The organism is Chryseobacterium sp. HNCC26DJ240 (assembly GCF_057180485.1).
The window spans coordinates 267,662-289,440 of record NZ_JBXUGK010000002.1; the positions used below are offsets into that span (position 1 = coordinate 267,662).

The window sequence follows — 21,779 nt, forward strand, 5'->3', positions numbered from 1 at the left end:
TTTGAATTTAAATTAATGTTAAACTTAAATTATTAAAAGTCCGGACAAGCCTGTGTGTTGTAGCACTGCCATCCATTCGCTGTTCCTGTATACACTTTCAGACAATGTACACCGTTGTCATACATGATCATTCCTTCTACATAGTTAGCTGCAGGAATTGCAGATGTAGGCGGGGTAGGCGGAGTAGCTGGGTTACCATCTTCATCAACGAAGGTCGTTCTGTTGATAACGAAGCCTTTTGTTTTAGCTTCAAGCACTGTCCATGCTCCCTGTCTCCCTGTTGGCCATTCTGCGTTTCCTGATCCGGCTCTGTTCAGTGCTGTGATACCATGTTTCACCGGTTGGTTTTTGACAGTTGTTGTAATTGCTTCTTTATAACAGTATCCCGGAAGATCTAGTGAAGTAAGGTATAAAGTAGCTGTAGAACAATTAGGCGTTGGTGTCGCACTATTACACGTAGTGTAAGGAATTACATACGTTCCAACAAATGTAGGAAGTGGTAAGAATATGTAAGCACCCGTAGAGCTGATTGTCACAGTACCTACACCCGTGATAAGAGTTGGAACTCCTATAGCTGGAGGTGCAGATGGTGTTCCGTTAATCGTCACACTTGTTACAGTTAATGTTCCTGCTCCCGTTGTTGTGTCATTCGTAAGCATATTTCCGCTGACAGGAAGACCTTTTACAGTCGCTTTTGCATCATCATTAGCAAAAACTACCGGTGGTGCACTTACTGGTTTTACTTCAATATTTACAATTGCAGTGTCTGTTCCTCCGTTACCGTCACTTATGGTGTAAGTAATAGGATTTACAGTTCCTACAAATCCGGTAGCTGGAGTAAATGTATAGTTTCCTGCTCCGGCACCTGTACCTGTTAAAGCAAATGTACCTGCAGTAACTGTTGCACCTAATGAATTTACTCCTGTTACGGTTACAGCAGCTCCTGCGTTTCCGATAGTGGTAGATCCTTGTGTAGCACCTGTTACGGTAATTGTGTTTCCTACATCCGGATCACTGTCGTTCCCTAAAACGTTGGAAGTTAATATTACACCAGTTTTGGTTACACCTGTATCGTTTAGCGCGACTGGTGCATCATTAGTTGCCGGGTTAGTTACTGGTATAATCTGAATTTCAAGTTGAGCAGTATCTGTCTGTCCTAAGGCGTTTGTCAATGTGTAATTTACAGGTACAGTACCTACATATCCTGTGGCAGGGGTAAATGTGTATGTTCCGTTCGCATTAAACTGAATAGATCCTGCCAATACTCCACCATTATAAATCTGTGTAGAAGTTCCATTGACTGGTAGCGGAGTAGCTGTACCGGCTGCATTCAGGTAAGTAGCACCTGTAATTGCTGGTGTATCAGTTCCTGTGTCATTTGTCATTACATTACCTGAAACCGGTGTGTTTGCAGGAGTTTGGTTAATGTCGTTTTTAGCATCTGCATATCCTGCCTCAAGAGAAGTAAGATACAATGTTGCTGTAGAACAGTTGGCGGTAGGTGTACTACTGTCACAAGAGGTATAAGGTACTCTTAAAGTTCCTACATAACCATTTTCAGGCACAAAAGTATAAACTCCTGTAGCGCTTACATTTACAGTTCCTACTCCTGTGATAGTAACAGTTGTTCCTAAAGTAAGAGGAACTAAAGTCCCTGCAGCGTTGATATATCCTGCAGACGTTACAGTAATTGGTCCTGTACCCAAAGTTGTGTCGTTAGAAACGATATTTCCTGTAGCTGAAACTCCTTGTGGTGTTACTTTGGCATCGTCGTTTGCAAACATATTCTGCGGTGCCAGTGCTGGTTTTACTTCAATGTTTATCACTGCAGTATCTGCACCTCCGGCTCCGTCATTTAACGTATAAGTCACAGGATTCACTGTACCTGTAAAGCCAGCTGCCGGAATGAATGAGTAAGTTCCTGCTGCATTTAATGTAATAGTACCTGCGTTGGTGACTGCTGTACCTGCTGAGTTAACCCCAGCTACGACTGTAGAAGCAATTGGTGTAACGGTTAATGTTGAAGGTGAATCTGGATCACTGTCGTTTCCTAAAACATTAGAGCTTAAAGTAACTCCAGCCTTTGTCACTCCTGTATCGTTAAGTGCTACCGGTGGATTGTTTAATGATGAATTAACAACTGGTACTACCTGAATTTCTAAAGAGGCTGTATCTGTGTTACCTGCTGAATTCGATGCTGTATAATTTACAGGAACGATACCTGTAAAGCCAGTTGCCGGTGTAAATGTATAAGTTCCGTCTGTCGCAAGGGTAATGTTACCTGCTAAAGTTCCTGTTGCTGTATAAATTGAAGTTGATGTAGTAAAAGGTAAATTAACAAAAGTACCGGCAGAATTTCTATACTGAGCAGAAACTAAAGTTACAGCACCTTCTCCACTTACATCATTTCTGACTAATAAACCTGAAACAGGAGTGTTTAAAGGAGTTTGGTTAATGTCATTTTTAGCATCAACATAACATGTATTTACTGCAGAATTGGTTGACGTTCCAATCGCTTGTCCAGTTCCTACAACTGTCGGAATACCATTGGTTGTTGGTGTATTTCCTACGCTTGTTCCCAAGTTTTGATTTGCTGCCGTTGAGCCTGTTCCTACGCTTAATGATCCAAGCGCAGTTGAAAGTTGAGAATTTGTAATTGTAGCTGCACCTTCTATGGCATCTACACAACCATCATTATCAGAATCTAAATCCAGATAATCAGGAATTCCATCGCTGTCGGTATCTCTGATAACACAAGCAGCTCCAAATCCATTGATTCTGTACATGGTAGCATTTCCTAATAAAGCATTGTTATTATTAAAAGTAAATGCAATTGTTTGGTTTCCTGTTACTCCTGTTCTGGTTGCTACTGCTGTAGAAAGTCCGTCATTTTCTGAACTACCAGATGGTATACCGGTAAAACTAGCATAAGACCCTCCTGAATTGCTTAGGGTACTGTTGAAGATAGGCGTCCATGTAGGTGATAAAGAAATTCCGCTACCGTTTGAATTTCCTCCAAATGCAACCAAGATGTCATTGGCTGTAAGTGGTGCAGATTGGGTTGTATTAGCTGCATTATATCCAATAGTTATTGATGTAGGATAATTACTTTGGCTTGCGTATGCAACATTTGGTGTTGCAAGCTCAATATCCCGTACTTGATCATAAACTAATATTTGTGCAGAAAATTCATCGCCCGCACTTAAACCTGCAGTGAAATTACTAAAATTAATACTTTGAGTACCTGTAGGTATTCCGCCTGTGTTTGTGTCAGACAATGCATATACATATTGTGTTCTGCTTAGACGTGCCTGTGTACTTGGTTGATTCAGTGCGGCATCAAAAGAAAAGTTGAAATTTCTTTTTTCCATAGCTGAAGTTCCAAAGGTTACGTCTGGCATTGATGCCGTGTTACCAGCGCTTGAATGTGCTCCTGACTCCCAGTTGCCTCCCAAGCCACCGGTACCAGTATGATCTCTTTCTGTAGTAATAAGAAGTAACATCGCTCTTCTTCCTGATCCTGTATTAGGTACATCAAAATTAATCACTGGTCTTCCTGCGGATCCTGCTCCTGTAGCGGAGAAGGTTCCTGATTTTATAAGGATTGGTGCTATGGCGCAGTAGCCCTCCAAAGAATCTGGAATACCGTCGTTATCGTCGTCTAAGTCAGTAATATTGTCTACACCATCATTGTCGCTATCTAAACAACCATTTGCGGCGTTAGTTAATGATAATCCTATACCTTGTCCAAGATCATTACCAATGTCGTAAGTGCCAGAATTTACCAAATTTGGAACACCGGATGTAAGTCCTGGGTTTGCAACAATATCAATGCTTCCATTAGTGTTCAGCTGTGAAGCTAAAACTTTTTCGTCGCCTTCTATCGCATCAAAACATCCATCACCATCGGAGTCTAAGTCTAAATGGTTAGGAATTCCATCACTATCAGTATCAAAAACATCCGGGATTCCGTCGTTATTGGTGTCTGTGTAATTTGTTAAAGAACCATCAGATACATAAACTGTATTAGTGCCTAAATTATTAATAGTGTCAAGGTAGTTCGGTAATCCGTCTCCATCAGCATCACCATTCGGATTATTACTATTAGATTCAGCGTCATCAAGAATACCATCATTGTCATCATCCAAATCAATTGCATCAAGAATTCCATCTCCGTCAGAATCTTTTGGACAAATATAATAGTGTGGGTTTGCAAGTGCGAAAGCATTATTTAAATTAAATCTTTTTAGATATCCACTAGTACCTTCACTTGTAAAAGTTATGATATTTTTCTTTTGATATTCAAATACAACAGTACTTCTCTCGTCATAAGCAGTAGAGGTAAAGTTTGTTGTGCCTGTAACCTGTAATTGTCCAGTTGTATTAACTGTGAGCGCCGATGCAGGAGCTAATGCTACTGCTAAAAACTTTGGATCAGCAGCGCAATTTGTTCTAAGGACTTCAAATCCCGGGTCTCCATCTATATCTGTAATAGCAAATCTCAAATCCAAGGGAGCTAAAAGAGTTTGAGAGGTAATAGTAGATCCTGATGTTAGAAATCTAAATTCCAAATTTGCTGGACTTGCTGCTCCTTGAGAGAATTGGATATTATCGCCACTTTGAGTAAATGTACCATTCGCTGCCGTTGTACTGGCTAAAATTCTAATATTTGCTGTTGTAGAATTTGTGTAAGTTACTGTTGCATTATATAATCGTTGCGTATTACTGCCACCCGTTACTTGACTTGTAATTATGATACTTTCAAAATGCTGTGCCTTGATAAATGCTCCGATAAAAGTAAATACGAGCATAATCAAGATTTTACTAATAAAATTAAATTTCATTATTAAGTTGTTTTAAGTTAAAAAAAGTTTTATTTAAAAAATAAAATGAATGATTAACATAAAACTGGTGGAGGTCTTACAGATAAGACTTTTGTGAAACCAAATTTTTTGCTTTGGCTGTTGTAATCGAGTATTTTTTTCTCCTGCAGATAATTGAATAATCTGATCAGGACTGCATATTGTTTTTCTGAAATTCCCTTCTGGAAATCGTGTGTTGGGGAAGGGGTAATGAAATTCGACTTCAGAGATCCTCCCAAATGGGCAAACTGCTCCGAAGAATGAGTTTTTATATTGTCTTTTAAACTATATTTTACCTTTGAAAGTGCGGCATTTATTTTTTTATCAACAGATTTCTTTACTTCGTCAATCTTCTTTTTCTTGGCTACTTTCACCTCTTCAGCAAAATTTATCTTTTTTGCTTGATTTTTAATAATAATTTTTGAGCCTACTTTTTTTATACTCAGAAGATTCTGCTGATCATTTGTAATCTTTATCTTTTGAGATTCTATCTGAGCATTAAATATTTCATCTGAAGAATAAACGGTAGCAGTTCCTTTTAAAAATATTCCCACCTGTTCAGATTTGGCTGTCTCCAAACCTACCTGCGCATTTAACTTACTATTGAAAAGTGAAAAAACGAAAAACAGCATTACCCAGAATGGGAAACGCTTTACGGTAAAAACCATGGGAAGGCAAAGGGAATTAGCCAAGGTTATTAGTTTTTAAATTTTTTCAATAGTGCGATACAAATGTAATTATATTTTTTAATAAAATTTAAAAATAAATTTATATTATTAAACTAATTTATTACATATGGTTAATATTTTAAATTATTTGTGATTTAATGCTAAATATTTGTGAAAAATGTAGATTTTTAATATTTCAACGTCAGGTATGATGTTTTTTCTGAATAGATTTACCAAAAATCTTCTGGAAAAGCTGTTTTCCGTAGCTGTAAATTATATAGTAAAAGAGTGTAACGGAAAAATATTTTACATCAAATTCTATTTTTTGCCAATCTCCATCAGTAAATTCCTTGATTAATCCCCAAAAATAAAATGGGTAATCAAAAATAGCCTCGTAGTTATATCTTATCTCGTAATAAGAAAACGAGATCACGAAAAATAGATTGAAGATTCCGTATAAAAACAAGAAGTAATGGATGTAATTTTTTGAGTGGAAAAACGACAAAGGATGCTTAAGAAAATCATTCACTTTTTTACCTGATTTATCAAGTAAGTTAGCAACTCCCGTCAAATCGCTCAAAAGCCAGTAACCGTCTGATCTTATAAAAGGAAGTATCTGCATAAAGCACATGAAAACCATCACTTTGCTAAAATCAACAAAGAAATTATTTCCACTGTAACTGCCTATAATATAAAATATAAGTACAAACCAAAGCTGCATATAGATTCCTGCCAGATTTGCAATGACTTTCTGCTGCTTTGTTGCATGCCACACCGCGCTGATATTGGAATAGAAAACGGGATAAAGGATGTAAATTCCAAAGCCGATACCTCCATTCTTTCCTGTAAATCTTCTGCAAGCCGCTACATGACCGAACTCGTGAAAAATTATCGTTACAAAATAGAGAGCAAATGTATAAATGATAGAAACTGAAAAATTTCCTTTGTTGTTGACGTTGACATCAAAAAAGATACTGTAAACTGAAAAGAAAATCAGTGAAGTAAATGCAAGCCAGAATAATGGCGGGTAAAATAAAAAACTGATGAGTTGGGATATTTTACCGGCTGTTCTTTCAGGAATCAGTATTTTTTCAAATAAAAGAAAGCTTTTCTTTTTGTTTTTAAAATCGAATCTTTTTAGCAGTTCGTTGCTATAAAAAGTAAAATCTTCTTCCGAGTAAATCTCGTGCGTGTATTCATTATAAAGATCAGATGCCTGAGTGTAATTTTCGGCTTGTGAAAGTGCAAGCATTACTGTTTTTACTTCTTCGTCGATGTCGAAAAAGCTATTTTCGATTTCCATCACATAATTACCGTTTTTCTTTTTGGTAAATATGGGTTGTGCACCAAGAAGATTCATCATCACTTCAGTTTTTGATGTTCTGCAATTGCTTTATTGAGTAATTTTGTTAACCAGTTGAATGCTCTCCTTTACTTCTTCAATAATTTGAGTAAGCCAGATTTTAAGTTCAGGAAAATCAAATTTTTCAGAATGCATCAAAGCGTTGTAGTATTGATTTAAAGCGTAAAGGCTGTATTTTTCGCACAGTCCCGATGCGTAGAAAATACGTTCTTCAAAACGGTCTAAATTTTCATCATTTACCAAATTTTCATCAGTAATGATATTTCTTACGTCGCTGTGAAGTAAATTCCACTGTCCGGAATTCAAATCTTTTGCAAAATCATCAATATCATCCATCATCTGCATTCCGTTGAACAGGCAGGTGAAAATATTTTTAATATCATCGTAATCTGCCTTCGCTTCAAAAAGCCAATTCATACCTCTGATAGGAACCAGTGCAAGACTGTGCTTGTTGTAAGACATTTCCTCGAAATCGGAAATTTCCAATGTCGGTTTTCTGATATTGTTGTATTTTTCTTTGATGATATACGAATAATACAGTTTCTCTTCTACAGCAAGATAATCCCAAAACTGATGATCAGCAGGGAAGATTTGTAATAAAGAAAAGATTGCATTTTTGTAATGTTGATTAGATTGGGCTAGAGCGTTCTCGCTGTTTTCTACCTGAGAAACCCAGTCAATATCGTTGTCTATTACTCCATCCTGTAAAAAAACAAAATCTTTATATTCTTTCACTCCATTTTGGAATGTGGAAAATTTGCTTTTGTCATTTATTTTATACCCTGTAGATATGATGAGTAGTAGATTTTGAAACAGGTAATAACCTATGCTGCTTTCTTTTTTCATCGTATGGAGAAGGATTGGTTAGAAATAGAAAAAACGAGCCCGGAAGCTCGCTTTTTTTAGCTTATGAAAGTTTTTTACCAACCTCCACCGCCTGTTCCACCTCCGTTTCCTGGATCTGGTGTAGTTGGAGGGTTTGGTCCACATGGTGGCTGAGGGTTGCAGTTTTTAACTTTGTAGAAAGTGAACTCCTTTCTTTCTTCTAGCTGCTCAATCTTAAGGTCAGCTAATTTTTCTTTTAAATTTTTCATTGGTATGATGTTTTTAAGTATTAAAATACAATTGGTGTATTTTTTTAACTTAGGACAAAGATATAATCTTTTTTATTATAAAAATAAAAATATTGCACTTTTTTAGTTTATTCAATTAAAAATATTTTAATATTGGTTTTCATTTATTTAAATTATTTGTTTTATTATTTGTTTTAATGTAAATTTTATTTGTAAAAAATGTTTTTTGAAACGAAACAAGTGTTTTGAAATGAAATTGAACGTAAATAATTGGCTGTTTGTGTATTAATAATAATTAATGTATATTTGCAGACTCTTTTGGCGCAAAAATTTGTTTATACATTCTTAAAATACTAAAAATCAACTCTTTCATCTGTTTTGAAAGAGGGTTTGTTGTTTTTGGTTGATAAGAATTTATTCATTTCCAGCCTCAGAAGTCATTAAAAGTATTTTGCATTACGCTGTGAAAAGATATACCAGCGTTGCAGTTAGAGATGATTAGAAATCAATATGTTAATATTAAGGTTCTCTGTGCGCCAAAAACACTTTTGCCTTTTTACTTTTATCTTGTTTCTTCTTGTTTCTGATATTTTTTAAAACAAAATATTTTTTAACCCCCTTTCTTAAAAGTTTTATGAGTAAAACAACAGCTACAACTCAGGAAAAGAGAATTAATTTCTCAACAGCGAAAGGAAAAATCGTAACGCCGGACTTTTTGGACATCCAGATTGAGTCGTTTACAGAGTTTTTTCAGCTAGACACACTTCCTGAAGACAGAACAGACGAAGGTTTGTATAAGACTTTCCAGGAGAATTTTCCTATTACAGACTCCAGAAATCAATTCGTTTTAGAATTTATTGATTATCTGGTAGATTCACCACGTTATTCTATCAACGAATGTGTGGAAAGAGGACTGACGTATTCAGTGCCTTTAAAAGCAAGACTTAAGTTATACTGTACAGATCCGGAACATGAAGATTTCCAGACTGTTGTGCAGGATGTGTATTTAGGTCCGGTTCCTTATATGACTCCTTCTGGTTCATTCATTATCAATGGAGCAGAGCGTGTAATCGTAACTCAGTTACACAGATCTCCGGGTGTATTCTTCGGACAGACTTACCACGCTAACGGAACAAAATTATACTATTCAAGAATTATCCCTTTCAAAGGATCTTGGATGGAATTTACAACCGATATCAACAGCGTAATGTACGCATATATCGACCGTAAGAAAAAATTACCTTTAACTACATTATTAAGAGCTATCGGTTATGAATCTGATAAAGACATTCTTCAGATTTTTGACCTTGCAGAAGAAGTGAAAGTTTCTAAAGCTGCCCTTAAGAAAGTAGAAGGTAGAACTTTAGCTGCGAGAGTATTGAACACTTGGTTCGAGGATTTCGTAGACGAAGACACCGGTGAAGTAGTTTCTATCGAAAGAAACGAAATCATCTTAGACAGAGAAACTATTCTTGAAAAAGAACATTTAGATCTTATTTTGGATGCAGGTGTGAAATCTATTTTGATTCACAAAGAAAATGCAAACGAATTCTCTATCATTCAGAATACTTTACAGAAAGACCCTACCAACTCAGAAAAAGAAGCGGTAGAATACATTTACCGTCAGCTTAGAAATGCAGATCCACCAGATGAGGAAACTGCAAGAGGAATTATCGAAAAATTATTCTTCTCTGAGCAAAGATATTCACTTGGTGAAGTAGGACGTTACAGACTGAACAAAAAGTTAGGTCTAAATATTCCTACTACAACTGAGGTTCTTACAAAAGAAGATATCATTGCGATTGTAAGACACTTAATTGAATTGGTAAATTCCAAAGCTGAGGTTGATGATATTGACCACTTATCAAACAGAAGAATTAAAACTGTTGGTGAGCAATTGGCAGGACAGTTCGGTGTAGGTCTTTCGAGAATTGCAAGAACAATTAAAGAGAGAATGAACGTTAGAGATAACGAAATCTTTACTCCGCTTGACCTTGTTAATGCTAAAACTTTAACATCAGTAATCAACTCATTCTTTGGTACCAACCAGCTTTCTCAGTTCATGGACCAAACCAACCCTCTATCAGAAATCACGCACAAGCGTAGACTTTCTGCCCTGGGACCTGGTGGTTTATCAAGAGAAAGAGCAGGTTTCGAGGTACGTGACGTTCACCATACTCACTATGGTAGAATTTGTCCTATTGAAACTCCTGAAGGACCAAACATTGGTTTGATCTCTTCACTAGGTATCTATGCTAAAATCAACAGACTTGGTTTCATCGAAACTCCATACAGAAAAGTAGAAGCTGGTAAAGTTGCACTAAACGATGCTCCGGTTTACTTGAATGCAGAGGATGAAGAAGACAAAGTAATTGCTCAGGCAAACGTTGAGTTAGATGATAACGGAGCGTTCTTAACAGACAGAATTATTGCCAGATTAGATGGTGATTATCCTGTAGTTGAGCCTTCTGAAGTTAATTTGATTGACGTTGCGCCAAACCAGATTTCCGGTATTTCAGCTTCATTGATTCCATTCCTGGAACATGATGATGCGAACCGTGCATTGATGGGATCAAACATGATGCGTCAGGCAGTTCCATTGTTGAAGCCACAGGCTCCAATCGTTGGTACAGGGCTTGAGCAGCAGGTTGCAAGAGATTCAAGAATTTTGATCAATGCTGAAGGTACAGGTACTGTAGAGTATGTGGATGCTGACAGAATCGTAATTAAATATGACAGAAGCGAAGACGAAGATTTGGTACAATTCGAGTCTGCTACTAAAACATATAACCTTACTAAATTCAGAAAGACCAACCAAAGTACTACCATTACATTGAGACCAAACGTAAGAGTTGGTGATGTAGTACAGAAAGGTCAGGTTCTATGCGACGGTTATGCAACTGAAGACGGAGAATTGGCATTGGGTAGAAACTTAGTGGTAGCCTTCATGCCTTGGAAAGGGTACAACTTCGAGGATGCAATTGTAATCAACGAAAAAGTTGTGCGTGAAGACTGGTTTACTTCAATCCACGTGGATGAGTATTCTCTTGAAGTTCGTGATACCAAATTGGGTATGGAAGAACTGACAGCAGATATTCCAAACGTATCTGAAGAAGCTACAAAAGATCTTGATGAGAACGGAATGATCAGAATCGGTGCTGAAGTGAAGCCTGGTGATATCATGATTGGTAAGATTACTCCAAAAGGTGAATCAGATCCTACTCCGGAAGAGAAACTTCTTAGAGCAATCTTTGGTGACAAAGCCGGTGATGTGAAAGATGCTTCATTGAAAGCAGATTCATCATTAAGAGGTGTTGTGATCAACAAAAAACTGTTCTCTAGAAACATCAAAGACAAAAAGAAGAGAACTGAAGAAAAACTGAAGCTTGAAGAGATTGAAAACACTTACAAAGCGAAGTTTGACGAGTTGAGAAATACTTTAATTGAAAAATTAAATACACTTGTTGGAGGTAAAACTTCTCAGGGAGTTACTAATGACCTAGACGAAGAAATCATCGGTAAAGGAACTAAATTTACCTTAAAACTTCTTCAGTCTGTAGAAGATTATGTAAACGTTAGCGGTTCAGACTGGACGGTTGATAACGATAAGAATGAATTGATCAAACAGTTGATTCACAACTACAAAATCAAATTCAACGATATTCAGGGGGTTAAAAACCGTGAGAAATTCGCAATTTCTATCGGAGATGAGCTACCGGCAGGTATCATGAAACTGGCTAAAGTATATATCGCTAAAAAACGTAAACTGAACGTTGGAGATAAAATGGCAGGTCGTCACGGTAACAAAGGTATCGTTTCGAGAATCGTCCGTCAGGAAGATATGCCGTTCCTTGAAGACGGAACACCGGTTGATATCGTATTGAATCCACTTGGGGTACCTTCACGTATGAACATCGGACAGATTTATGAAACAGTTCTTGGATGGGCTGGTCAGAAACTGGGAATGAAGTTCGCTACGCCAATCTTCGACGGTGCTACTCTTGATCAGATCACTGAGTACACAGAGAAAGCAGGAGTTCCTAAATTCGGTCACACTCACCTTTATGATGGTGGTACCGGAGAGAGATTTACTCAGGCAGCAACAGTTGGTATCATCTACATGTTGAAATTAGGGCACATGGTAGACGACAAAATGCACGCACGTTCTATCGGACCTTATTCATTGATTACTCAGCAGCCTTTAGGAGGTAAAGCTCAGTTCGGTGGACAGCGTTTCGGAGAGATGGAGGTTTGGGCACTTGAAGCATTCGGTGCATCAAACATCCTGAGAGAAATCCTTACTGTGAAGTCGGATGACGTGATTGGTAGAGCAAAAACTTATGAAGCGATTGCGAAAGGAGAAGCAATGCCTGAACCAGGTATTCCTGAATCTTTCAACGTATTACTTCACGAGTTACAAGGTCTTGGATTAGACGTAAGATTGGAAGAGTAATAAGACAAGAGACGTATAAACATGAGATACGAGACAATTGTAAAATCAAAGTCTCAAATCTCAAATCTCTTAATCTTTAAATCTAAAAATAAAACAATGTCAAATAAAAATAAATCAAGTAGATTTAATAAAATAACCATCGGTTTAGCTTCTCCGGAATCCATTTTACAGGATTCCAGAGGGGAGGTTTTAAAGCCGGAAACCATTAACTACAGAACGCACAAACCTGAAAGAGACGGTTTGTTCTGTGAAAAAATCTTCGGTCCTATCAAAGATTACGAATGTGCTTGTGGTAAATACAAGAGAATTCGTTACAAGGGGATTGTTTGTGACCGTTGTGGTGTAGAGGTTACGGAGAAAAAAGTACGTAGAGAAAGAATCGGACACATCGGTTTGGTTGTTCCTATCGCGCACATTTGGTATTTCCGTTCTTTACCAAACAAAATCGGTTACCTTTTGGGTATTCCTTCCAAGAAATTAGATATGATCATCTATTACGAGAGATATGTTGTTATTCAGCAGGGTATCGCTAAGAAATTAGATGGTTCTGATTTTGATGACAAAGAATTCCTTACAGAAGAAGAATACCTTGACATCATGGAAACTCTTCCAGTAGAAAACCAGTATCTTGACGATTCAGATCCAAACAAATTCATCGCCAAAATGGGTGCTGAAGCTGTTGAGGAATTATTAAAAAGAATCGATCTTGATGCATTGTCTTTCGACTTGAGACACAAAGCTCACAACGAAGGTTCAAAACAAAGAAGAACTGAAGCTCTGAAAAGATTGAACGTTGTAGAAGCATTGAGAGGTGCCAATACAAGAATGATCAACAGACCGGAGTGGATGATTATGCGTGTGCTTCCTGTAATACCACCAGAATTGAGACCGTTGGTTCCATTGGATGGAGGACGTTTCGCAACTTCTGACTTAAATGACCTTTACAGAAGAGTGATCATCAGAAACAACCGTTTGAAGAGATTATTGGAGATCAAAGCTCCTGAAGTAATCTTGAGAAACGAGAAGCGTATGCTTCAGGAATCTGTAGATTCACTATTCGATAATACAAGAAAATCTTCTGCTGTAAAATCTGAATCAAACAGACCATTGAAATCACTTTCAGATTCATTGAAAGGTAAGCAAGGTCGTTTCCGTCAGAACTTACTAGGGAAAAGGGTAGATTACTCGGCGCGTTCGGTAATTGTTGTAGGTCCAAACTTGCAGCTTCACGAATGTGGTATTCCTAAAGATATGGCAGCTGAACTTTACAAACCGTTCATCATCAGAAAACTGATCGAGAGAGGAATTGTAAAAACAGTAAAATCTGCAAAGAGAATCATCGACAGAAAAGAACCTGTAGTGTATGATATCCTTGAAAACGTGATGAAAGGTCACCCTGTTTTACTAAACAGAGCACCTACGCTTCACAGATTGGGTATTCAGGCATTCCAGCCTAAGATGATCGAAGGTAAGGCGATTCAGCTTCACCCGTTGGTAACAACAGCATTCAACGCCGATTTTGATGGTGACCAGATGGCGGTACATTTACCGTTAGGCCCAGAAGCGATTTTGGAAGCTCAGTTATTGATGTTAGGTTCTCAGAATATTTTGAACCCTGCAAACGGTTCTCCAATTACAGTACCATCTCAAGACATGGTTCTTGGTCTTTATTTCATGACCAAAGAATTGAGCTCTACAGATGAGAAAAAAGTATTGGGAGAAGGTCTTGCATTCTATTCTCCGGAAGAAGCGGAAATCGCATATGCTGAAGGTAGAGTTTCATTGAACGCTAAAGTAAGATGTAGACTTCCAATTAAAGAAAACGGTGAAATTACTACGAAATTAACTGAAACTTCTGTTGGTAGAATCTTATTTAACCAAATCGTTCCTAAACAGTCAGGATATATTAATGAACTTCTTACAAAGAAATCATTAAGAAATGTTATTGGTAAAGTACTTGCTGATACAGATTTCCCTACTACTGTGAAGTTCCTGGATGCAATGAAAGACTTAGGTTATTCAAACGCATTCAAAGGAGGTCTTTCATTCTCATTAGGTGACATTGTAGTTCCTGTTGAGAAAAAGAAAATGATTGCTGATTCTATCGGAACTGTAGACGAAATTAGAGCCAACTATAACATGGGTCTTATTACCGATACAGAACGTTATAATCAGGTAATTGACGTTTGGACGACTACCAACGCAAACCTAACAGAAATGATCATGGGCAGAATGAAAACCGATCAAGGTGGTTTCAACTCTGTATACATGATGCTTGATTCTGGAGCGAGGGGTTCGAAAGAACAGATCCGTCAGTTATCAGGGATGAGAGGTTTGATGGCAAAACCGCAAAAAGCTGGTTCTACCGGTGCGGAAATTATCGAAAACCCGATTCTTGCAAACTTTAAGGAAGGTCTTTCCATCCTTGAGTACTTTATCTCTACCCACGGTGCCCGTAAAGGTCTTGCGGATACCGCTCTTAAGACTGCCGATGCAGGTTACTTAACAAGAAGATTGGTAGACGTTGCACAGGACGTTATCGTTACTGAAGACGACTGTGGTACGCTAAGAGGTACAGAAGTAACTGCACTTAAGAAGAATGATGAGATTGTTGAAAAAATCTCTGAAAGAATTTTAGGTAGAGTTTCATTACATAATGTTTACAATCCTGAAACAGATGAAATCATCGTTAATGCTGATCAGGTAATCAACGAAGCTTTGGCTAAGCAGATCGAAGAGGTTGGTTTGGAAGCTGTTGAAGTACGTTCTCCATTAACTTGTGAGGCTAAAAAAGGTATCTGTGCTAAATGTTACGGTAGAAACCTTGCTACAGGTAAAACCATCCACATGGGTGAAGCTGTAGGGGTTATCGCTGCACAATCCATCGGTGAACCGGGAACTCAGCTTACGTTGAGAACCTTCCACCAAGGGGGTGTATCTACCAACGTATCAGAAAACCCTTCAATCGTTGCAAGAAGAGACGGAATCGTAGAATTGGATGAAGTAAGAACAATTACTTCTGAAGACGAAAATGGTAATACTGCTGAAGTTGTTGTATCACGTACAACAGAATTCAGATTGGTGACTGATAATGAAGCCAGAACTCCATTAATGGTTGCCAACGTACCGTACGGTGCTATATTAGCTGTAAAACCAGGTGATAAAGTAAGTAAAGGTGATCTGATCTGTAAGTGGGATCCGTATAATGCGGTAATCATTGCAGAAACTGCTGGTAAGGTAGAATACGAGGATATCATCCAGGGTATTTCATTCCAGCTGGAGATCGATGAGCAGACAGGATTTGAAGAAAAAGTAATCTCTGAATCAAGAAATAAGAAAGCGGTACCTACATTGAAGGTAGTAGATTCTAAAGGTGTTGAGCAAAAAGGTTACAACTTACCTGTAGGAGCCCACTTAATGGTAAATGACGGTGAAAAAATTAAGGCTGGTAAAGTCTTGATCAAGATCCCGAGAAAAGCTGCTAAGACCGGGGATATCACCGGAGGTCTTCCGAGAGTTACCGAATTATTCGAAGCGAGAAACCCATCTAACCCGGCTGTAGTTACAGAAATCGACGGTGTAGTTTCTTACGGAAAAATCAAGAGAGGTAACCGAGAATTGATCGTTGAAGCTAAAACTGGTGAAAGAAAAATTTATTTAGTTAAATTATCTAATCAGATCTTGGTACAGGAGAATGACTTCGTGAGAGCTGGTTCGCCACTTTCAGACGGTTCAGTTACTCCAGACGACATTCTGAAGATTAAAGGACCAACTGCGGTTCAGGAATATTTGGTAAACGAAATTCAGGAAGTTTACCGTCTTCAGGGGGTAAAAATCGACGACAAGCACTTCGAAATCATCGTAAGACAGATGATGACAAAAGTATCTATCGTTGACGGAGGTGATACTCAGTTCCTTGAAGGTGCACTTGAGCACAAATACGACTTCCTTGAGGAGAACAACAGAGTATTTGGTCTTAAGGTAGTAACTGAAGCTGGTGATTCAAAAACTTTCCAGCCAGGACAGATGATTACCACAAAAGAACTGAGAGATGAAAACTCTAAACTGAAGCGTGAAGATCAGGCTTTAGTTGAAGTAAGAGACGCTTTACCAGCTACAGCAACGCCTGTATTGCAGGGGATTACAAGAGCGGCTCTTCAGACCAAGTCATTCATGTCTGCAGCATCGTTCCAGGAAACGACTAAGGTTCTTAACGAAGCAGCGGTTGCAGGTAAAGTAGACAGCTTGAATGGTCTTAAAGAAAATGTAATTGTAGGACACAGAATTCCTGCAGGTACAGGTCTTAAAGAGTATCAGAATGTAATCGTAGGTTCTAGAAAAGAATTCGAAGATCTTAACTAAAATTAATAATTTGAAATTTGAGGTTTGAAATTATTTTTATACTTTCACAATCTCAAATTTCAATTTTAAAAAATATAATTTATAAAATGGACAACAATCAAAATCCACAAGACGGAAACATCAACATCCAGTTAAACGAAATGGTAGCTTCAGGAGTTTACTGTAACCTTGCTTTAGTAAACCACTCACCATCTGAGTTTGTAGTAGACTTCATCCAGATGATGCCAGGTGTACAGCAGGCAAACGTAAGATCAAGAGTAATCTTGGCACCTCTTCACGCGAAGAGAGTTTTGGCTGCACTTCAGCAAAATATCACCAACTACGAGCAGCAGTTTGGAGAAATCAAGGAAGTTGAGCCTTTCGTATTAGGAGGAAACAACGTAAACGCTTAAGATTTATCTTAATCAAATATAAAGAATACCTTGACGCAAGTCAGGGTATTTTTTTGTGCTTACAACTCTGGTATATTCTATTTGGGCGCCTTTATCCGCCCTCCACTCCCGCTTTTTTGTGCCACTGCATTTCCCCTCGCTTACAAAAAGAGCTCCGTTCAGGTCGGGGCGTAAAATTCCGCTTTTTCTCAACATCTCATAAAAAACCGTATGATTAAATTTGAATAACTTTACGTGAATCTTTGGACGCAAAATTATGTACATCACAAAAAGCCTGCAGAGTCAAATTCGAATTGCTGTACGTGAACCTGTGTTCGTAGAAAAGAATCATTCACATCACAAAAAACCCGCAGGATTAAATTCGAATAGCTTTACGTGAACCTGTGGACGCAAAATTATTCACATCACAAAGAACCCGCAGGGTTAAATTTTAATAGCCGTAGGTGAAACCTATGGTAATAAAATAATGCGCACTACAAAAGAACCCGAAGGGTTCAACAATCTCCCATCTCCCTTCTCCCATCTTCCCACCATCAACTATTTAGAATAACTCAAAATTACAACACATTAAAAATAATTAACATCCATAATTTTCAATTTTATACCTTTGATTCCGTAATTATTTGAAAAATATGTTAGATAATCAGTTTATTGTTGAGAAATTTGGGTTTTTAGGCTCAGAATTTTTAAAAGAAATCAGTAAACATGCCCTCATCTCTACCGTAAAAGCCAAAACTGAAATCGTAAGAGAAGGGCAGAAAAACAAGTTCGTACCTTTTCTTATCAAAGGTTCCGTCAGAGTTTTCACACTTAATGACGGCCGCGAACTTATCTATTATTACGTGAGAGAAAATGATAGTTGTATGATGACGTTCTCTTCTATTTTTTCCGATTACATCAGCCGGATCTATGCAGTAGCAGAAGAAGATTCTGAAGTTTTGCTCATTCCGGTTTCTGTGATGCATGACTGGTTGCTCCGTTTTCCTGCCATCAGCAAACTTTTTTTTCAGGAATATGACAAACGTTTCACAGACGTCATGAATATGGTCAATGAAGCCGTGTTTCATAAACTCGACAAGAGAATTCTCAGCTACATAAAACAGCAGATTGCCATCACAGGCAATCATCCTATTAAACTGACCCATCGTGAAATTGCCACCAACCTTGGCACATCAAGGGAAGTGGTGAGCAGAGTTATGAAAAAAATTGAGAACGAAGGCGAAATTTCCCAAAGCCGGGAAGGCATTAGAATTTCAGAAGCTGAAAATGTTAGTATATTCTAATAAATTTGTTTTAATAATTTTATAATTTCAATTGATAAAAACAATATCATCGGTGACTTTTATCACCAACTTTTAAAAAGGGAAGTCTCTAAGTTTGTTGTATTAATTTCTAACTAAATTTATATGACAAAAACTCTCTTATTTTTGTCGATGTTTTCTTCAGTTCTTGCCTTTTCGCAGGAAGATCTGCTCAAAGATATCGACACCATTTCAACCAACAGCACAGCCTCGCCACCAGCTTTTAAAGCCCTTCAAATCGTTACCGGACAATCTACTAAACTCACTGCAAAAAATGAGTGGTATTTTGTAGTCGCACACCGTTTTGGAGATGTGAGCGAAGGTTTCAAAAACTTTTTCGGATTAGACGACGCTTCCACCAAACTCGGAGCGATTTATGGTTTGACCGACGGAATTTCTTTAAGCCTATCCAGAGAAACCAACATGAAAACCTTTGAATTAGGAGCAAAATACAGGCTACTGAAACAAAACGAAAACGTACCGGTAGATTTGGTAGGGTACAATGTGATGGCTTTGAATACAGATTTGGATAAAGATACCTATCCGCATCTTAAGTTCGGCGACAGACTTTCTTACCTCACGCAGGCTTTGATTTCAAGAAGATTTAATGAAAACTTTTCGCTTCAGTTATCGCCGTCTTACGTTCACAAAAATCTCTACGAACCAACGATTGAAAACGACAATCAATTCCTGACAGGATTGGGCGGACGTTACAAAATTTCAAAAAGAATTTCCATCAACGCAGAGTATTTTGTGAATTTTGATAAAAACAGTTTCTACAAAAATCCATTGTCTCTGGGAATGGATATTGAAACCGGAGGTCACGTTTTTCAGCTTTTGTTCAGTAATTCCCAGTTGAATTCTGATATTGGTTACCTGACCAACGCAACCGGAAAGTGGGAAAAAGGACAGATTTTCTTTGGGTTTAACCTTTACAGAGTATTTTAAAATGAAAAAAATATTGTACACAGCAGCGCTGATTCTTTTCATTACATCCTGTGAAAGCAGAACCTACGAAGAGATTTCAGACAACACGCCGATTACTAGTGTGGTAAAATATGAATCAGATTTAAAACCGATTATGGAAAGCAATTGTACCAGTTGTCATTCTGTGTCAGGTTTCAAACCTCTCAATAATTACAATCTGGTAAAAGCAAACATCGATATTATTATTAACCGGATTCAAAGACCAAGCGGAGATCCTCTGAAAATGCCTCAGGGCGGATCTTTGTCAGCCACTCAGATCAATCTTTTCATCAAATGGAAAGCTGACGGTCTTATTGAAAACTAAAAATTATTTAAAATGAAAAATCTACTTTTAATATTGACTTCATTACTGCTGAGCAATCTTGCTTTAGCCCAGAAATACAGTTCCAAGACGGGAAAAGTAACCATTGAAGCATCCGTTCCGATGTTTGAAGATGTTTTTGCGCAGGATGACAGTAATGTCGTGGTTCTCAACGCGGATAACGGAGAAATGGCGTCGGTTTCAGTGGTGAAAAACTTTAAATTTAAAGTGAAACTGATGGAAGAGCATTTCAATGAAAGCTATGCAGAAACTGCAAAATATCCAAAGGCAACATTTAAAGGAAAAGTGGTAGGTTTTGATAAAACAAAACTGACTGCAAACCCTCAGAAAGTTACCGTTCAGGGCGTATTAAACTTTCACGGTGTTGACAGAAATGTTTCTTCAGCGGCAACGATTTCAGCCAAAGACGGAAAGATCTATCTGAAAGGAAATTTTGTTGCAAAATCAGCAGATTTCAAAGTAACCATCCCGAAAATGGTGATGAAAAAAGTTGCTGAAAATGTGAACGTAGAGTACAATTATACACTCGTGAAACAATGAATAAACTAATTCTATTCACAGTTTTTTTTCTGAGTTTATCATTTGGATTTGCTCAGGAAAAGGCAAAATCAGTATTTGATATTGCAAGAAGCGGAACGGTGGCAGAATTGAAAGATTTAATGAAAACAAATCCGGATATCATCAATCAAACCAATGAAAACGGATTTTCACCATTAATCTTAGCGTGCTATCGGGGAAATGTTGAGGTCGCAGATTTTTTAATAGACAATGTGAAAGATCTCGATTACAAAAGTCAGGATGGTACAGCTTTGGCTGGACTCTCAGTACGTTATAACAAATCTTTGGCAGAGCATTTATTAAAGAAAAATGCAAATCCAAATATTGCAGACAGCACGGGAACGACACCATTATTTTGGGCAGTGAAAGCTGGAAACAAAGAGTTGGTCGGGCTTTTACTTCAATATAAAGCCGACAAAACAATGAAAGATTCAGAGGGAATGACACCTTTTGAATATGCTTTAAAATCAGACAATAAAGAAATTGTAAACCTTTTAAAAAATTAAAAATTATATGAAATCGCCATCAACCAAAATTGAGACACAAACACTGATAATCATGAGCGATTCCATAACTTGTCCCGACTGTTCGGGATGACAATTAAAAAATAATAAATATCCATATATGAAAAAACTTCTACTCATTTCAAGTTTGGCTTTTGCAACCTTTGCACAGGCTCAGTTTTCATCCGGAACAGTAACTTTATCAGCTGCTTCCATGACGGTGAAATTAGACACAAACGCCACTACAGCTACAATTACCTTGATTGGCGACAGCAATTCTATGATGGGAATTGGCTTTGGATCTTCAGGGATGGCAAGTGGAGCGGATGGCTTTATTTATAACTCATCGGCAAGCCGGGATTATACTTTTGGTGGATTTACAACACCTTCTCCAGACACTGTTCAAGATTGGACTGAAACTTCAAATACAGTTTCAGGAAGCACAAGAACCGTTGTAGCAACGAGATCACTGACAGGCGGAGCGGGCGATTTTGCCATTCCCAATACTGCAGGGACAATCAATATTTTCTACGCAAGAACAGGTGGAGGGACAGGAATCGCTTATCATGGCGGAAGCCGTGGCTATGCTTCTTTAACGATGGGTGCTACATTAAGCACAAAAGATTTGTTGGCAGAAAGTAAAAAAGTTGTGCTTTACCCAAATCCTGCTAAAGAATCCGTTAGCTTCAAAAATGCAGATCAGATAAAGTCTGTTGATATTTTTGAATCAACCGGTAGAAAAGTTAAATCTGTCACGTTAGATGGGGGAACCCTGAATGTTTCTGATTTAAAATCTGGCAGCTACTATTTTGAAATTGCTTTAAAAGATGGCAGCAAGACCTTTGAGAAATTGATTAAACAATAAGATGAAAGCCTCAGTGAAAGCTGAGGTTTTTTTTGTTTTATGTAACAAATGTTCTAATGATTTTTATTTA

At 37.7% G+C, this 21,779-nt stretch carries 14 protein-coding genes; 9 read left to right on the plus strand and 5 right to left on the minus strand.

Annotation, left to right across the window (positions count from 1 at the left end; genetic code table 11):
* Positions 1 to 32: 32 nt before the first annotated feature.
* The 5 genes from AC2A1G_RS04445 to AC2A1G_RS04465 all read right to left on the minus strand — a co-directional run bounded on the left by AC2A1G_RS04445 (position 33) and on the right by AC2A1G_RS04465 (position 7,987).
* On the minus strand, positions 33 to 4,811 hold the full coding sequence (locus tag AC2A1G_RS04445; RefSeq protein ID WP_484045736.1) for a beta strand repeat-containing protein: 4,779 nt from the start codon (positions 4,809 to 4,811) through the stop codon (positions 33 to 35).
* Between the two features lie 86 nt (positions 4,812 to 4,897).
* Positions 4,898 to 5,554: a hypothetical protein gene (locus AC2A1G_RS04450; RefSeq protein ID WP_484045737.1), complete on the minus strand. Its 657-nt coding sequence runs from the start codon at positions 5,552 to 5,554 to the stop codon at positions 4,898 to 4,900.
* A gap of 178 nt (positions 5,555 to 5,732) precedes the next feature.
* Positions 5,733 to 6,893 carry a hypothetical protein gene (locus AC2A1G_RS04455; protein ID WP_484045738.1) on the minus strand — a complete coding sequence of 387 codons (1,161 nt, stop codon included), beginning with the start codon at positions 6,891 to 6,893 and terminating at the stop codon, positions 5,733 to 5,735.
* A gap of 30 nt (positions 6,894 to 6,923) precedes the next feature.
* Positions 6,924 to 7,739 (minus strand): hypothetical protein, encoded by an 816-nt coding sequence (locus AC2A1G_RS04460; protein ID WP_484045739.1) that lies wholly within the window; start codon positions 7,737 to 7,739, stop codon positions 6,924 to 6,926.
* Between the two features lie 74 nt (positions 7,740 to 7,813).
* On the minus strand, positions 7,814 to 7,987 hold the full coding sequence (locus AC2A1G_RS04465; RefSeq protein ID WP_484045740.1) for a hypothetical protein: 174 nt from the start codon (positions 7,985 to 7,987) through the stop codon (positions 7,814 to 7,816).
* A gap of 613 nt (positions 7,988 to 8,600) precedes the next feature.
* On the opposite strand from AC2A1G_RS04465, the gene rpoB reads away from it, so the two are divergent.
* The 9 genes from rpoB (at position 8,601) to AC2A1G_RS04510 (ending at position 21,709) form a co-directional block, all read left to right on the plus strand.
* Positions 8,601 to 12,419 (plus strand): DNA-directed RNA polymerase subunit beta, encoded by a 3,819-nt coding sequence (gene rpoB / locus AC2A1G_RS04470; RefSeq protein ID WP_484045741.1) that lies wholly within the window; start codon positions 8,601 to 8,603, stop codon positions 12,417 to 12,419.
* 96 nt (positions 12,420 to 12,515) lie between these two features.
* Positions 12,516 to 16,781 carry a DNA-directed RNA polymerase subunit beta' gene (rpoC, locus tag AC2A1G_RS04475; RefSeq protein ID WP_484045742.1) on the plus strand — a complete coding sequence of 1,422 codons (4,266 nt, stop codon included), beginning with the start codon at positions 12,516 to 12,518 and terminating at the stop codon, positions 16,779 to 16,781.
* Positions 16,782 to 16,867: 86 nt separating this feature from the next.
* Positions 16,868 to 17,173 carry a DUF3467 domain-containing protein gene (locus tag AC2A1G_RS04480; RefSeq protein WP_484045743.1) on the plus strand — a complete coding sequence of 102 codons (306 nt, stop codon included), beginning with the start codon at positions 16,868 to 16,870 and terminating at the stop codon, positions 17,171 to 17,173.
* Between the two features lie 632 nt (positions 17,174 to 17,805).
* On the plus strand, positions 17,806 to 18,456 hold the full coding sequence (locus tag AC2A1G_RS04485) for a Crp/Fnr family transcriptional regulator (RefSeq protein WP_484045744.1): 651 nt from the start codon (positions 17,806 to 17,808) through the stop codon (positions 18,454 to 18,456).
* 123 nt (positions 18,457 to 18,579) lie between these two features.
* Positions 18,580 to 19,422, plus strand: a complete 843-nt coding sequence (locus AC2A1G_RS04490) for a DUF5777 family beta-barrel protein (RefSeq protein ID WP_484045745.1) — start codon at positions 18,580 to 18,582, stop codon at positions 19,420 to 19,422.
* A gap of 1 nt (position 19,423) precedes the next feature.
* On the plus strand, positions 19,424 to 19,765 hold the full coding sequence (locus AC2A1G_RS04495; protein WP_484045746.1) for a hypothetical protein: 342 nt from the start codon (positions 19,424 to 19,426) through the stop codon (positions 19,763 to 19,765).
* A 12-nt stretch (positions 19,766 to 19,777) separates the two neighbouring features.
* Entirely contained in the window at positions 19,778 to 20,323 is a 546-nt protein-coding gene (locus tag AC2A1G_RS04500; RefSeq protein ID WP_484045747.1) for a YceI family protein, read from the plus strand.
* Positions 20,320 to 20,847: an ankyrin repeat domain-containing protein gene (locus AC2A1G_RS04505; RefSeq protein ID WP_484045748.1), complete on the plus strand. Its 528-nt coding sequence runs from the start codon at positions 20,320 to 20,322 to the stop codon at positions 20,845 to 20,847. The genes AC2A1G_RS04500 and AC2A1G_RS04505 overlap by 4 nt, the downstream gene beginning before the upstream one ends.
* Positions 20,848 to 20,965: 118 nt before the next feature.
* The gene (locus AC2A1G_RS04510; RefSeq protein ID WP_484045749.1) at positions 20,966 to 21,709 is read left to right on the plus strand and encodes a T9SS type A sorting domain-containing protein; all 744 of its coding nucleotides are present in this window, start codon (positions 20,966 to 20,968) and stop codon (positions 21,707 to 21,709) included.
* The last annotated feature ends 70 nt before the right edge of the window (positions 21,710 to 21,779 follow it).

Coding starts and splice junctions, on each gene's coding strand:
- AC2A1G_RS04500 (WP_484045747.1), top strand. CDS start 19,778: ATGAAAAATCTACTTTTAATATTGACTTCATTACTGCTGAGCAATCTT.
- AC2A1G_RS04505 (WP_484045748.1), top strand. CDS start 20,320: ATGAATAAACTAATTCTATTCACAGTTTTTTTTCTGAGTTTATCATTT.
- AC2A1G_RS04445 (WP_484045736.1), bottom strand. CDS start 4,811: ATGCTCGTATTTACTTTTATCGGAGCATTTATCAAGGCACAGCATTTT.
- AC2A1G_RS04465 (WP_484045740.1), bottom strand. CDS start 7,987: ATGAAAAATTTAAAAGAAAAATTAGCTGACCTTAAGATTGAGCAGCTA.
- rpoC (WP_484045742.1), top strand. CDS start 12,516: ATGTCAAATAAAAATAAATCAAGTAGATTTAATAAAATAACCATCGGT.
- AC2A1G_RS04490 (WP_484045745.1), top strand. CDS start 18,580: ATGACAAAAACTCTCTTATTTTTGTCGATGTTTTCTTCAGTTCTTGCC.
- rpoB (WP_484045741.1), top strand. CDS start 8,601: ATGAGTAAAACAACAGCTACAACTCAGGAAAAGAGAATTAATTTCTCA.
- AC2A1G_RS04510 (WP_484045749.1), top strand. CDS start 20,966: ATGAAAAAACTTCTACTCATTTCAAGTTTGGCTTTTGCAACCTTTGCA.
- AC2A1G_RS04460 (WP_484045739.1), bottom strand. CDS start 7,739: ATGAAAAAAGAAAGCAGCATAGGTTATTACCTGTTTCAAAATCTACTA.
- AC2A1G_RS04480 (WP_484045743.1), top strand. CDS start 16,868: ATGGACAACAATCAAAATCCACAAGACGGAAACATCAACATCCAGTTA.
- AC2A1G_RS04455 (WP_484045738.1), bottom strand. CDS start 6,893: ATGATGAATCTTCTTGGTGCACAACCCATATTTACCAAAAAGAAAAAC.
- AC2A1G_RS04485 (WP_484045744.1), top strand. CDS start 17,806: ATGTTAGATAATCAGTTTATTGTTGAGAAATTTGGGTTTTTAGGCTCA.
- AC2A1G_RS04495 (WP_484045746.1), top strand. CDS start 19,424: ATGAAAAAAATATTGTACACAGCAGCGCTGATTCTTTTCATTACATCC.